This window comes from Amycolatopsis sp. NPDC051061 (genome assembly GCF_040682935.1).
GTDB lineage: Bacteria > Actinomycetota > Actinomycetes > Mycobacteriales > Pseudonocardiaceae > Amycolatopsis.
The window spans coordinates 127,928-140,769 of record NZ_JBFBBZ010000013.1 but is presented as its reverse complement, the minus strand read 5'-3'; the positions used below and the strand labels follow the sequence as shown (position 1 = coordinate 140,769).

15 protein-coding genes are annotated in these 12,842 nt (G+C 67.0%); 2 read left to right on the top strand and 13 right to left on the bottom strand.

What is annotated here, in order from left to right:
- Positions 1-87: 87 nt before the first annotated feature.
- The 12 genes from AB0N03_RS19745 to AB0N03_RS19690 all read right to left on the bottom strand — a co-directional run bounded on the left by AB0N03_RS19745 (position 88) and on the right by AB0N03_RS19690 (position 10,133).
- Positions 88-993, bottom strand: coding sequence for an N-6 DNA methylase (locus tag AB0N03_RS19745; RefSeq protein WP_364373386.1), 906 nt, complete (start codon positions 991-993; stop codon positions 88-90).
- 123 nt (positions 994-1,116) lie between these two features.
- The gene (locus AB0N03_RS19740; protein WP_364373383.1) at positions 1,117-1,842 is read right to left on the bottom strand and encodes a hypothetical protein; all 726 of its coding nucleotides are present in this window, start codon (positions 1,840-1,842) and stop codon (positions 1,117-1,119) included.
- Between the two features lie 19 nt (positions 1,843-1,861).
- Entirely contained in the window at positions 1,862-2,830 is a 969-nt protein-coding gene (locus AB0N03_RS19735; RefSeq protein WP_364373381.1) for a hypothetical protein, read from the bottom strand.
- Between the two features lie 108 nt (positions 2,831-2,938).
- Positions 2,939-3,643 (bottom strand): hypothetical protein, encoded by a 705-nt coding sequence (locus tag AB0N03_RS19730; RefSeq protein WP_364373379.1) that lies wholly within the window; start codon positions 3,641-3,643, stop codon positions 2,939-2,941.
- Positions 3,644-3,662: 19 nt separating this feature from the next.
- Entirely contained in the window at positions 3,663-4,172 is a 510-nt protein-coding gene (locus tag AB0N03_RS19725; RefSeq protein WP_364373376.1) for a hypothetical protein, read from the bottom strand.
- Positions 4,173-4,263: 91 nt separating this feature from the next.
- On the bottom strand, positions 4,264-5,055 hold the full coding sequence (locus AB0N03_RS19720; RefSeq protein WP_364373373.1) for a hypothetical protein: 792 nt from the start codon (positions 5,053-5,055) through the stop codon (positions 4,264-4,266).
- Between the two features lie 460 nt (positions 5,056-5,515).
- Positions 5,516-8,227: a hypothetical protein gene (locus AB0N03_RS19715; protein ID WP_364373370.1), complete on the bottom strand. Its 2,712-nt coding sequence runs from the start codon at positions 8,225-8,227 to the stop codon at positions 5,516-5,518.
- On the bottom strand, positions 8,224-8,616 hold the full coding sequence (locus AB0N03_RS19710; RefSeq protein WP_364373367.1) for a hypothetical protein: 393 nt from the start codon (positions 8,614-8,616) through the stop codon (positions 8,224-8,226). Before AB0N03_RS19710 ends, AB0N03_RS19715 begins: the two co-directional genes overlap by 4 nt.
- A gap of 12 nt (positions 8,617-8,628) precedes the next feature.
- On the bottom strand, positions 8,629-9,069 hold the full coding sequence (locus AB0N03_RS19705) for a pilus assembly protein TadG-related protein (protein ID WP_364373364.1): 441 nt from the start codon (positions 9,067-9,069) through the stop codon (positions 8,629-8,631).
- The gene (locus AB0N03_RS19700; RefSeq protein ID WP_364373361.1) at positions 9,066-9,515 is read right to left on the bottom strand and encodes a TadE/TadG family type IV pilus assembly protein; all 450 of its coding nucleotides are present in this window, start codon (positions 9,513-9,515) and stop codon (positions 9,066-9,068) included. The genes AB0N03_RS19705 and AB0N03_RS19700 overlap by 4 nt, the downstream gene beginning before the upstream one ends.
- Positions 9,512-9,934, bottom strand: coding sequence for a TadE/TadG family type IV pilus assembly protein (locus tag AB0N03_RS19695; protein WP_364373596.1), 423 nt, complete (start codon positions 9,932-9,934; stop codon positions 9,512-9,514). The genes AB0N03_RS19700 and AB0N03_RS19695 overlap by 4 nt, the downstream gene beginning before the upstream one ends.
- A gap of 13 nt (positions 9,935-9,947) precedes the next feature.
- Positions 9,948-10,133: a hypothetical protein gene (locus AB0N03_RS19690; protein WP_364373359.1), complete on the bottom strand. Its 186-nt coding sequence runs from the start codon at positions 10,131-10,133 to the stop codon at positions 9,948-9,950.
- Between the two features lie 254 nt (positions 10,134-10,387).
- Here AB0N03_RS19690 and AB0N03_RS19685 point away from each other — a divergent pair, with 254 nt between their 5' ends.
- Positions 10,388-10,894, top strand: a complete 507-nt coding sequence (locus AB0N03_RS19685) for a hypothetical protein (protein ID WP_364373356.1) — start codon at positions 10,388-10,390, stop codon at positions 10,892-10,894.
- A 197-nt stretch (positions 10,895-11,091) separates the two neighbouring features.
- Here the strand turns inward: AB0N03_RS19685 and AB0N03_RS19680 are convergent, their stop codons facing one another.
- The gene (locus AB0N03_RS19680) at positions 11,092-11,250 is read right to left on the bottom strand and encodes a hypothetical protein (protein ID WP_364373353.1); all 159 of its coding nucleotides are present in this window, start codon (positions 11,248-11,250) and stop codon (positions 11,092-11,094) included.
- A 362-nt stretch (positions 11,251-11,612) separates the two neighbouring features.
- Here AB0N03_RS19680 and AB0N03_RS19675 point away from each other — a divergent pair, with 362 nt between their 5' ends.
- Positions 11,613-12,683 (top strand): alpha/beta hydrolase, encoded by a 1,071-nt coding sequence (locus tag AB0N03_RS19675; RefSeq protein ID WP_364373351.1) that lies wholly within the window; start codon positions 11,613-11,615, stop codon positions 12,681-12,683.
- The last annotated feature ends 159 nt before the right edge of the window (positions 12,684-12,842 follow it).

The window sequence follows — 12,842 nt, the reverse complement described above, 5'->3', positions numbered from 1 at the left end:
CGAGCAGCACTGACGGCGGAACCCGGAGGTCGGGGCACTGCCAGTTGCCGCCGGCTGATCCCCAGGCTGAAGCTAACGCCGGGTCCCTCAGAGTGATCTTACGAAGGCGTTCATCGCCTGATCGCGCTGCAGGTCCGCAGCAAGTCGACGGAGTTCCTCCCGCTGCGCCAGCGCCACCTCCCGCCAGCCGGGCTCCAGCGTGTTGCCCGCCTGGAAGACGATGTCTGTTCCGAGGTTCCAGATCATGCTGTTCACGGTGGCGCAGGCCACGGCGAGCGTGTCAACGTCGCACCCGATCCAACGGATGGTGTGCGGATCACGGCCTCGCTCCCGCATGACCTCCGCCACCGCGCGGAACATGCCGCCGGTTCCCATCATCGGGTCGGTGACGTTGCTGTGCTCCCGGACGTCGGACATGCCGGCGACGAGCTTCGCGATCGAACCGGGTGTGTAGAACTGACCCCGAGCCTTGAGCGCCGGTTTTGGTCGGAGGACCGTCAGCACGGTGCCGAGCAGGTCGACATCGAACCGTCGTTCGGTTCCGGTGAGGTGCGGTTGCCCCGCACGCAGCGCCGCTTGCGCGACGGCCACCGCGTGGCTGCGCACTTCGCGGTCGGGATCGTCAAAGATCCACGAGACCATCGGATGGAGAAGGTGCGTGATCTCAGGGCGATGCCGGATGACCGAAGACCAAGTGTGGCGCGCGAAGTCGTGGAAGGTGTCAGCGTCCCAGCTAGACACCGTCTCGTTGACGTGATGGCCGCACGAATCCTTCTCCGGCAATGCCGCAAGAGTGGCAACGACCGAGATCGGAACATCGAGCCGACCAGCTCCATAGGCGCGGTGCCATGCGGACTCAACTGCAGCGGCGATCTTATTCGCCAGTTGTTCAGTATTGATGGATGCGGAAACTTGATGATGCGATGAAGGCATGGAGGTTCCCTTCAGCGATCTACTGACACGGCGCGGCGTCACACCGCAGGTGGGAGCCATGCGTTAGACTGCAGACTCGCGCACCCCTCTGGGGTGTGCGGTGTTGGAACCCGGCGGGTGGTTGCCGCGCCTCTTCGGAGGTGTTCACCCGCCGGGCGCTACTAACAGATTCAAAGTCGGATTTCAGCGGTCCCAGTAGTGCCGCTCGAAATGCGTCACGTCGACCCTTGCCGCCGCGGCGATAGCGTCGGGCCAACGTAGCCCTTTTGCTTCATAGTTCTGTATAGCGTCGGCCAAGGCCTCGGCTCGCGGCGTCAGCCGCCAACCGAGCGAGCGGAAGAGGATGACCGCCCGGCCTTCCCGCGCGCACGTCGCAGTGACAGCGTCCACGCGCAAGTCCGCGGCGACGTGGCCGAGCAGCGTCGCCGGGTATCCGTCGAGGAACAGAGGCGTGTCGGGCGGCAACCATCCGGGCAACGGCGTCATCTCCGGTGGGTACTGCCGGCCGATGTGGCGCGCCACGGCCAGCAAGGTCACATCGCCGAACACCTGGTCGTCCTCGGCGTCGTCGATCTGGTGCGCCAGGCTGGCGGCGGCTCGGATGGCCTCACCCCACGTCCCCGAGTATTCGAACTCCTCGGAGAACCGTGCCAGCCGAGCGGCTTTCTCGGTGAGCCGGAATCCGAACGCCGGATAACAGGCGGCGCCACCGCCCTCCTCGAGGTATTCCGCGGTAGCCCCGAGACCTTGTAAGACGTGGCCGTGCAAGCCAAGGGCGTCGTGGTCGTCGAAAGCGGACGCGGCCGGCATGCCCGCAAACGGATGCGTTCGGCGTTGCAGTCCAGCGTGGTTGGTGACGTAGCGGAGGCGTCCGTAAAGTTCGGCACAGCCCAGGATTCGAGTGGTCATGGCACGTCCCGATCGATCTTCACGCGACCGCGTGGACGCCGTGTGCCATGGCCAGATCCTCAAGAGCCGCCACGGGAGGAGCTGCCGCGTGGTCAAGCCGGTCCAGGATCCGATCCGCAATGCGGAGCACGCACTCCGCGGAAGAGCGTGCCGTCTCGCGATCGGTGGCCCAACCGGCGACGTAGGGCACGGAGTACGCGAGCGTGTCCATGCCGCAGACCGCGGCGACGATGCACGCTACGGACTCGGCCTCGACCTCGAGCACATGCCGCGGTGTGGTGGCCAAGCGGGTTTCGTGGTCGCAGAGAATGTGCGCCAACTCGTGCGTGAGCGTCTTGGCGGCCTGCGCAGGCTCGACGTCGGCGTGCACGGTTACACGCCGCTCGGAGAACACAGTCCGGCCGAAAGCGCCGCCACAGTCTCCGCGCTCGACGGCGAAGCCGCAGGCGTCGATCTGGGCAGCGACACCGTCCCACAGGCCCCGTGGCGCGTCACCGCACAGGGCGATCGGCTCCGGCGGGGACGGCTGCGCGCCCCGCGGATCCCCTTGCAGCTGGGAGACGTCGACGACGGGCACGAGCATGAATCCTGACAGCGCAGGAGCCTTGTCCGGATCCGCCTCGGCGCCTTCGGTCGGTTTGGTGTTCTCGTCGTCGGTCGTCCTGCGGAAGCACGGCTTCCAGATTTTGATCTTGTGCGTGCCCTTGCGCATGAGGCCGTAGCCTTCGCGCTTCCACTCCGAAAGAGGCCGCACGTCGGTGGCTTCGGGGCACTGCTGCAGGATCATGATCAGGTTGTTGAGGCTGTAGCGGCGCAACCACGCGCGTGACGTGATCAGCTGCTGCCAGCCGTCGGCGGTCATCAGCTTGTCCACGCCCTCCAGCAGCTGGTCGCGGGCGGCCGCGAGGCGTTCGGCTCGTTCTTCGGGCGAAATCGTGCGCCGGGCCTTCGTCCCGGCCCTGGACGGTCGACGGGGTGCGCGCGTCATGACGGATCCCTTCCGATGGGTTGGTGCGGTGTTGGCGGTTCGGTGGCGTGCCGGGGTTGCCGTCCCGGAACACCACGGCTAAGGGTGTTTCTCGTTGTTCGCGAGCTGTCAGCCTTTGGCGCGTTCCCACTCGAAACCGGCGCCGATCGCGTACCTGCCGTCCGCCTCCCGGACGACTCGCGTCGGCAGGTAGCCATCCTGCGTCGCGGCGAGCGGGTCAAGAAGCATGATCGTGCTGTCTTCCCAGTACGCCACCGTGGCGCCCGGGTACAGCCGTCCGCAGGCGTTGAGCCAAGCGACAATGACAACCGCAACGTCGAGGCGGAAGCGCGGGATCCCCGACCGGCTCCAGCCGGTCACGGGATCCACCTGGGCCGGGAAAGCGGGATCGCTGCCGGTCGCATTGATCGTCACCGGAGTCTCACCGATCTCGGGCGTGAGCCGGTGAGCACCGGCGAGCAACGCTTGCTCGGCGGAGATGTCGGCAGCTGGCATGGTCAGTTCCCATTCCCACGCACCGGCGCCAATCGGGTAGCGGCCATCGTCGCCCGGTTCGATGCGTTCCGCACGATCGGCCGTGGTTGCGGTGATGGCGACTGCCTCGCCGTCGAATGCAGCGGCGGTGGCTCCGGCACCGTGGCAGTCGTTCAGCCAGGCGACCACGGCTTCGGCCGCCGTGCGGTTGAAGCGCGGCCGAGCGAACCTGTTCCAGCGCTCATCCTCGATCACGGCCGGGAAGACGACGCCGGAGTCGGCGACGGTTACGTAGACCTCGCCCGGCTGGGCGCGGTCGCATGCTGGTGCTGTGCTCATCGGAACCCTCCGTAGGCGTTCAGGCGGCGGGCGGCACGGAGCGCAGACGCCGAGTTGGCGCGTAGGTGCCGACGACGTAGGTTCCGTCGTGCAGCGGCGTCAAGCTCACGTGCAGCATGTGTTCCCCGGCGTACGGGGTGTGCATGATCAGCCGTCCGGCGAGGTCGCCGTCGGCGTCCTCAGGAACCCGGCGGATCGTGAAGGTGAAGGCGCCGCGTGGGTCACCGACCGAAATGGACAACGCGACCGAGTCTTCGGATTCGTCGGTTTGCGCGGTCGCACTGTTGCACCAGGACAGCCGGATCCGCTCGGGATCGTGCGGGCCCTCGCCGTAGTCTGGGTCGGTGTCGACCGTCGGCTCGAAGTCGGCACACGCGGTGTCGCCGGACGTCGATTCGTAGCCGTCCGGAGTCTCGGCCAGCTCCTCCCGGCACGCTCGGCACCGATGCGTCGGAGCCGAGTCCGTGTCGAACTGCAGGGTGATCGATTCGGCGACGTCGTCGGACAGCCCGATCGGGGTTCCGTCCACGGAGAGCACAGCAAACATTGCAGCCTCATAAGGAAGTAGAGGTGAGCGCACAGCTCACGAAGACGCGGGACCGCCCGCGCACGGCGAAAGATCAGAAGATGGAGAAGCCGACGCGACCGGTAGCGCATGCCGAGCAGGCGACGGTGCCGGATTCGTCGTCGATCTCGGCGGCGTCGTCGAAGTCCCAGGCGTCGGCGTCGCAGTCGTCGGGCCGGAAGTGCCAGGATCCCGACTCCGCCGACCAGCGCATCCCGCACGATCCGCACCTGGCAAGACAGGTTGACGCGCCGAACCCTTCGATTTCGAACAGCGAGCACAGCAAGTCGTCGCTGTCCCCTGAGATGCCTGCGACGCCGACCAGGTCCGTCGTGAAGTCGCCCGTCTCGCCGACCAGGTACCACCCGGCCGGGACGGTGTAGGCGCGTTCGGTGATCTCCCACCGGTCGGCGTACGCGTGCCCGTATCGGATCGCTCGGCTGTTTGCTTCCCGGGAACAGCGGTAGTCGACGCCGACCAGCGCGAAGGGCCGGACGACGTGCACGGCCGTCACTGTGCGCCCCTCAGACAGGTAGGTCTGGCCCGCGTCTTCCTGCAGCACGTCGCGCGTGTCGACGTACCCGGCCGCCTGCAGCTCACCCAACACGCCGGAGACGGACCGGTCGGCGACGTCCGGACACTTGGGGGCGTCCGGTCGGAAGTCCGCGAGTTCGACACGCGCGTACGGCTCAACGACGTACGCGCACTCCGCGTAGGTAGCGAACTTCAGTGCATCGTGGAGCCGTCGCCCCCATGGGTGGTCGGCGCTATCCACCAAAGCTTGGATGGTGTCCGTCGCATCGACGGTAAGGGAGAATTGGGACACGCACGCCTCAAGCATGGTCATCACTGAGCCTTCATTCAGGTGAGCGGTGTTGGTTAGCGAACCGGAGAGTTTGGGGTTGCCGTCCCGTTCTCTCCTACAATTCATTTTAGGACTGAGCCACAGGAAATCAAGACCTCCAACGGGTTATTTCCCGACAATTATGCACCCCTCGCAAGCCCGCCGGGTCGGACCGAGAGGCCAACAGATGGAAGCAAACACGCAGGTCAGCGCGCCGCCGAAACATAGACGAGCAAATAAAGAAATAAACAAAGAGCAGGACCAATAGAGCGCGAGAGGTAAATACAAGAAGACGAGTGGAAGGATTTTGCTCGAATGAATTCGGTTACACGTCAACGAAGCTGTCGGCAGCGCGCCCCTACCGACTGTTCACATGCCTGCCGGCATCCGAGTCGGGCGTCACATCGGTAGGCACCATAAGCGTTCCGACCTGGCGCTTCATATGCTGGCGGGGGCTACCGCTCTAACAGGCACCGCGAGAAGACCGTCGCAAGGACCTTGCGGAGGTAGCACCCTCCGCCGGTCGACTAGCTGCTGCACTGCCGGCGGCATCCTTCCACTGCGCGCTGCCTCGACGCTGTAGGAAATCGGCGAGATTGAGAGTCTCGGCGCTCACCTGCTGGTCGATCTCGGCGAGCGTGGTGCTCAGAAGCGCGACGGTCCGCGGAATAGCCGCGTACTGGCCCAACCGTGCCTGCATACGAATGATATCGCGGTAGACGCCTTCGTTGTACTGGTCGAACTTGCGAGCTCGTTCGAGCAGAACTAGCGCGGTCTCCGGGGAAATGTCGCCGTCGGCGCGGACAAGCGCGCCGAGCGCGTCCAAGACGTCTCGGCGGACGGATTCCCGGAACGGTTCGATCCACTGGGCGAGCAGATCCTCGGCGAGGTCGCCCCGATACAGCTCGACCGCGTTCCGGAGGTTGGCACTGCCGTGCCCGTCCGGTGGGCGCTGCGCCTGCAGAATGCGCTGCAGCTGCCAGAAGTCGACGTCGAGGAGTTCGTCGCTGAGCCGGTAGCGACCGTCCTCGTTGAGGACGACGTTGCCCGTCTGGTCGTCGGTGGCGTCGGCGAGCGCGCGGCGCAACGTCGAGAGGGTGTTGTGGAACGAGTTGTACGGCCTCGGTGGACGGCTGTCGGGCCAGACGGCCTCGTTGAGAACCTCGCGTCGGACTCCCTGGGGATGCAGCGCGAGGAAGACGAGCACTTCGCGCTGCTTCGGCGTGAACGCACCGCCCAGCTCGCGAACACCCGCTTCATCCCGTACGGCAAGTTGGACTCGGCCCAGCACGCGCAGGAACAGCCGGGGCTGCTTGGTGCGGACCGGCGGTTCCTCGCGGGCCACCGGCTGGTTGTCCTCGGCGTGCTGCTCCTCCTGCTCGAGCGAGCTGCTCGCCTCGATCTCCGCTGATCGCCGCTCGGGAACCGGTTCCCGAGCCTGTTCGGCGACGCTCTCTGCAGCTCGGAGCACCTCGAGGAGAGAGGTGGCGTCGGCTGCCGGAACGTTGAACAGGCGCGTACCGGTGAGGACGTCGTCGATCCCTGGACTGGTCGCGCTGATGGTGCCGTCCTGGCGGATGAGCAGCGTCGCCCCGGGACGCCACTGGCCGAGGAGCACGCCGGCCAGGCCGAGCGTCGAGCCATTGTCGAGGACGGCTTGCAGGCGACGATCAGCGTGGGATGCCGGTCTGGCGAGCAGTACGAGCGACGGTACAGCGGGCCGAACTCCGGTCTCCTCGATCGCGTGGCGAGTACGAGTCAGCAGGGCCGCCTCCATCTCGTCGAGCGCGGCATCGAGCGTCGCGACGACGTGAACGCTGCTCGGCAGGTCCTCGACGGCGACGCCGTCGAAAACCAGACGCAGGTCGTCAACGGGCACGATCACGCCGACACCGTTGCCAGGCTGCTGCTCGGCGAGCAGGTGCAGGAGCACCGCGCGGGCGGCCGCGGTTGCTCCGGCGCCGGCGAGGCCGAGCCCGCGGGTGCTGGCGAGGTTCAGGGCCAGTTCGCGCCGTTCTCGAACGCCGATCTTCGCGGGTACCTGGGCCAGCTCGCCGCTGAGTTCCGGCTCCCCCGGTGATGCCAGGTCGAGCTCGGCAACTTCACCAGGCTGCAGGTCGCCGTCGTCGTGCGCGGCGCAGAGGGCGCGGACCACGGGGGCGATCGGGCGCTGGAGGTCGGCACGGTCGCCGCTTCCGATCCGATAGCGGCGCCGACGCCACATCCTGGTCGACACCACGGCCGCGGCGATCGCTCCGGCGAGGCCGAGGCTGACGAACACGCCCGTCACCAGGTCCACGGCAGGCTCGGGACGGTCTTCACGGTGCTCCCCGGCCGCGGTTGGTTCCGGAGTGGGTTGGGTGGGCGCCGTGGTCGTGGGAGGTGAAGGCTGTCGGGGCGGCACCGACGGACGCTCCTGGTTGGGCGCCGGGACGTACCCGGTGATCTTCCAGCCGGGCCGCACCAGGCTGGGCTTCGTCAGCGCGCGTCCGTCGGGCTGCTCCACGCCGCGGTTCAGCTGGAAGAGTTCGGGCCAACGGCTGCCGCCACCGGGACCGTAGAGGCGCTCGGCGACGCGCCACAGGCTGTCGTAGACCCCGTCGTGTGGGAGCCGGACTTCCTCGGTGACCTGGACCATGCCTGCCGGAGCCGGCGCGGCGGGATCGATCACCGCGCCGGTCGCCTGTGGTGCCGGACCTGGAGGCAGCGATGCGACGACGGCGACCGGCCGGAGGCCGACGGTGGGCGCCGCGGTGCCCGCAAGCGGCGCCGAGTACGAGCTTCGGCTGCCGAGCAGGGTAAGCACGATGGTCCCGACGAGGACCGCGGCGACCCCGCGCAGTGGGCCGGGACGGCGACTCGGCCACGTCATTCCGCGCACCGCGTCGACGGAGCAGCGAAGGACGTCCAGAGCGAAGCAGAACCAGACGATCCAGCACACCACCGCCAAGGTGTTCAGCAGGAAGCGGATGCTCATCGGATTGAGCAGGGTCGCCTGGATCTCGTCCCAGGTCGGCAGCTGGTCTGGCAGCGGCCAGCCCACGAAGTGCACCAGCGCCCAGGGCAGGCCCACCACGAGACCGATCAGGACGCCGGACGCGAGCAGTCCGCGGACACACCGGAGTGCCGCGGCGAACACCCGCGTCCGGCGCGAGAGGGGCGGTTGCGAGGTCACGGCACCGGTACGGGAGCCCTGGTGGACGCATCGGCGGCCGACATCCGCGTGCCGGCGGCCGTCGGCGGCGCGCTCGGACTGATTTTCGGGGTAGGCGCGCTGGCGGTCTGCCGTTTACGCCTGGCCCGGGTCGTCTTGCTGCCGTCGCGCCACTGGGCGAGGTCGGCAGCCGGGACATCGGTGAACTTGGCCAGCTCGTCGACGCCGATGACGTCGCTCGCTCCGACGAGGACGTCCCCGAGCTGCCGGTCGATCTCGCTGAGCTTGTCGGCCACTTCAGTCCGCTGCCGCACGAGCTCACCGACGCGCCGCGCGGCTTCGGTCCTCTTCGCGCTGCGGGCTGCGTCTGCTTCCTCGACGCGGCGTTCGATCTCTTCGGTAGTCACCATTTTCTTGTCCTCTCATGGAAGTACGCCGGAGATTCCGCGCTGTGGTTCAGCTTGTCCGGCTCCGGTTACGGTGATCGAGGCGATGCTGACGAGCCCGAGCAGCTGGGTGGGCTGGTTGATGGTGACGGTTACGGCGACCTTGTTGCCGGTGACCGACACGCTGCCGGTGTGCCCCGCGGCGGCGAGGTAACTTCGGGCCGCGGCGCCAGCCCGTTGCGGGACCAGGCGCAGCGAGCCGTCGGCGCGGTACACAGCCAGATCGATCTCCTGGGCGCCGGCCCGTGCGGCCTCCTGCGCCTCGCCGATGGCGCGGACCTTGGCGGCCAGTGCCAGCCCGCCATCGAGGACAAGGCCGGCGAAGAGGAGGGCCGTGAGCGCGATGGTGACGACGAAGGCGGTTACCCGGCCTTCTTCATCGTCGCGCAGCCGACGTAGCACTGCGATCGACCTCATGCCGTACCTCCGGAGCTGCCGCGCCAGACGTCGACCGGCGAGGAGAAGGTGGACTCGAATGTCCGGCTGCCGGGCACGCCGAGCGAGGTCAGGTCGCCTAGTCCGACGCTGCACGTCACGGTGACGGTTACCGTGGATCCAGGTTTGAGCCCCTGGGTGTCGGCGGAAACCGACAGCGACTGGCATGCGATCCCGGCCGAGCGCAAGGCCGCGCTGGCGGTGGCCTGGGCGTTGGCGGTGGCTTGCGATGGACTGCGGGCCAGAGTGGCGGCGCGGGCGGCCTGGTGGGCGGCGTCGTTGATTCGCAGCTTGGTATCGGCCAGCCGGCCGCAGAAGACGACGAACAGCAAGAGCAGGATCAGCACCGGGGTCAGGAGGGTGAGCTCGGCCGCGGCGGATCCCCGGTCGTCCCGCCGTAGCGCAAAGAGGGTGCGGGCCGCGGTCATGGTGTCACCGCCCCGGCTTCGCTCGGCGGGGTGAATTTTTCCACTGGCCCAACGGCTTCTGCGTGGACCGTGAGGGTTGTGAATGGGATCAGGCTGGTCACGGTTCCGGTGACCGTCACGGATACTTGGGCGGCTCCACGCTGGACGTTCACCGAGGTCTCCCGCAACGGTCCGTTGCCCAGTTGCGTGAGGACTCGTTGTCCCTCGGTGTCACCCGTGGCTGCGCTGCCGCCGGAGATGCGTGCCGCGGACAGCGCCTGGGACGCAGCGGCTTGAGCAATGTGGACGGCGTGCATGTACAGCGCGAATTGAGCGATGAGCAGAACCAGCAGCAACAACAGCGGGGTGGCGATGACGAGCTCGGCCGTGCCGGCGCCGCGCTCATCCGTGCGAAGTCGGCGCAGTACGTTTCGAGGCATCGTGGTCACCGGCCTAGAGGGTGATGCCGTTGGCCTTCTCGGTCACCTTGGCGACAATGATTGCGATCACGGCAATCGCCAGGAGGACCAAGGCAGCGGTCACCACGACGGCTTCGGTTGAGTAGCCGCCTTCGTCATGACGGAGCCGTTCCAGCTCGGCACGGACGCGGGCGATCAGAATCTGAACTTCGTTCAACATCAGCTTCTCCCGGCGTCGCCGAGGCGACACCGATGACATACACGCCTGATCGGCAAGGCACACTGGTCCCGGGCTCCTGGTAGCCGGGTTTGGCTTCGCAACCTCCCTCCTACCAGGAGCCCGTCCGTTTAACCGCTCACGACACCCACGACCACCACAGGTTCAGGAACAGGCTCTCAGAGATTGCGGCGGGTCTACTCAACGGTGACCTGACCCTCTACGGCGGCGTGGTGCGTGACAGCGCTGGACACATCGTGGCCCAGCTCAAGGAAATCTCCGCCTCCAAGCTGCACCAGGACGCGGTCGGAGCGGCAGCCTGGATGCTCAAGAAGAAGCCAGTCGTCATTGCGGGGCTCGCCACGCTGGCGGTCGTCGGGACGGTCGCTGCGGCCGTTCCGCTCGTTCGCAAGCGAAATCGGGCGCTGTCGGAGTGCGTCAAGAACTGCAACGACTCGCTTCGCGCCTATCTTGAGGGTGTCCGCGACCAGAGCCTCGATGTTGAGATCATCGACCGCCTCATCGCCGATCTCGATGCGGTTAAGGCGTACTCCGAGAACGGCAACATCACGGTCGACTTCTCTGCGGAGCAGTACAAAACCCTGGTCCAGGTTGTCATCGACTACACGCAGCAGCTGGCCCAGGCGAACTCGTTCGATCTGGTTGAGTCACCGGAGTCGACCCCGATCTCGACGGGCGCTCCCGTCGTGGACCCGCGTCTCTACCTTGAGATCCAGCGGAGGATCTTCAACAACGCAGCCTGATCGACCCCGGCCGTGCCCCGCTGTCGGTGAGCTCGCGGACTGGCCGAAAAGGCCAGGCAGTCGACGCTGGTCAGGGCCGACGAGCAGTTCGCTCGAAGTAGGTCAATTCCTTGTCGGAGACCACGCTCAGGCCGAACACATAGAACACTGTGTTGCCCTCCGCGTCGCGGCCCATCGGCCCAGCCCGGGCCGGTGGCCTAGGTGAGCGGGCCGGGGGCGCCGGGCTGCTGAGCACGGAACCCGTCGAGATGCGCGATCGCCTTCTTCACGGACTCGAACGCCGTGGTCAGGATGCCGGGCTGGGCAGACGTGGTTCGGTCGTGCACTACGTACACGGCTCGCTCACTGTTTGTCATGGGCACCATACTGCCAGCTACAGCCGACCGTTGACGATCTCGACGCCGGATCTGCCGCAAGGCCGACCCCGCCGCCATCGCCGCGGCTGACCGCCGCCGGGCAAGTACCGCAACTGGACGGCTGGCCCGGTCGACTTCACCACCGTCGGCAAGAAGACCGGCGCGCTGGTCAGCGCAACCCTGCCCGCCCGTTCCTCGGCGAAAGCTGCTTCCTCCCAGGAACTTGTCGGCCTTGCGGGTAACGGTGCCGCCGTGGATATCGTGATGATCACTGTGCGAGGTGAGAAGCGCCTCGGGTGCAGGCCGCCCGGTATGGGCCGGCTGTTCTTCGGAGGGGTTCGATGGTGCTTTCCCGTCGCTCGATGCTCGGTGTGGCCGTGGCCGCAGGTGTCGCCACGACCATTGGCGGTTCGCCGGCGTTCGCATCGCCGGTGGTGAAGACCAGTCGCACGGAATCCGCACGTCATCGCACCGCCTATCTCGAGGCGGGACCGACGGACGGCCCACTCATGATCTTCTTGCACGGCTGGCCCGGCCTGAGCGTGGTCTGGAGGCGGCAGCTCGAGTACTTCGCGGCCGCGGGCTGGCACTGCGTGGCACCGGACCTGCGGGGCTTCGGAGGCTCCTCCGCGCCCGCCGATCTTTCCGCGTATGCGTTGTCCGAGCTCGTGCAGGACATGGTCGAACTGCATGATGGTCTGGGCGGGCAGCCCGCTGTCTGGGTCGGACACGATTGGGGTTGCGCCGTCGTCTGGGCGGTCGCCGCACACCACGCTCGCCGCTGCCGGGCGGTGATCACCCTTACGACGCCTTACATCGCCGACGGCCTGGCTCTGCGGAATCTGGTTCCCCTGGTCAACCGCTCGCTGTACCCCTCGAATCAGTACCCCGCTGGGCAATGGGACTACTACGCCGACTACTACGAGCATCTCGACCGGGCGGTCCAGGACTTCGAAGCGGATACCCACGCGACGCTGAACGTTCTGTACCAGCGAACTCCGGCCAGTGTTGTCGGAACACGGGCCACCCTCGCCGATGTCCGCCGGCGAGGAGGCTGGTTCGGTGACGCGCACCGGGCGCCCACCGTGCCGCGTGATCCGTCGATGCTGGCTCAAGTGGACTTCGACGCACTGGTCTCCGCTTATCTGAAGACCGGGTTCCGCAGCACGTGCGCGATCTACCTAAATGACGAAGCCAATCTCGCGTTCGCCGCGGCGGCTCCGGGCCGTCGCCTGCACATGCCCGCCTTGTTCGTCCACGCGCGGCGTGACGTCATCTGTGACACGGCTTTCAGCGCGCTTCCCGAGCCGATGCGGCAGGACTGTGCCGACCTGACCGAGACGACGCTGGACGGCGGTCACGGAATCATGATCGAACTCCCCGAGGAGACGAACGAGGCCATTACACGGTGGCTCGTGACGAAGCGCCTGTGACGCCGGACCGGTGGCGAGAACGGGAAACCCTGCGCCGCCTCGCCCGTTGTGGCTGAAAACCGCCATTGATTCCCGCAAGGAAGTGACTGCTGCATTCGGCGGCTGGACATGTCCGGCGGACAAGCCCGAAAGTGATCGCCGAAGTTCCCGCGTCGGAAC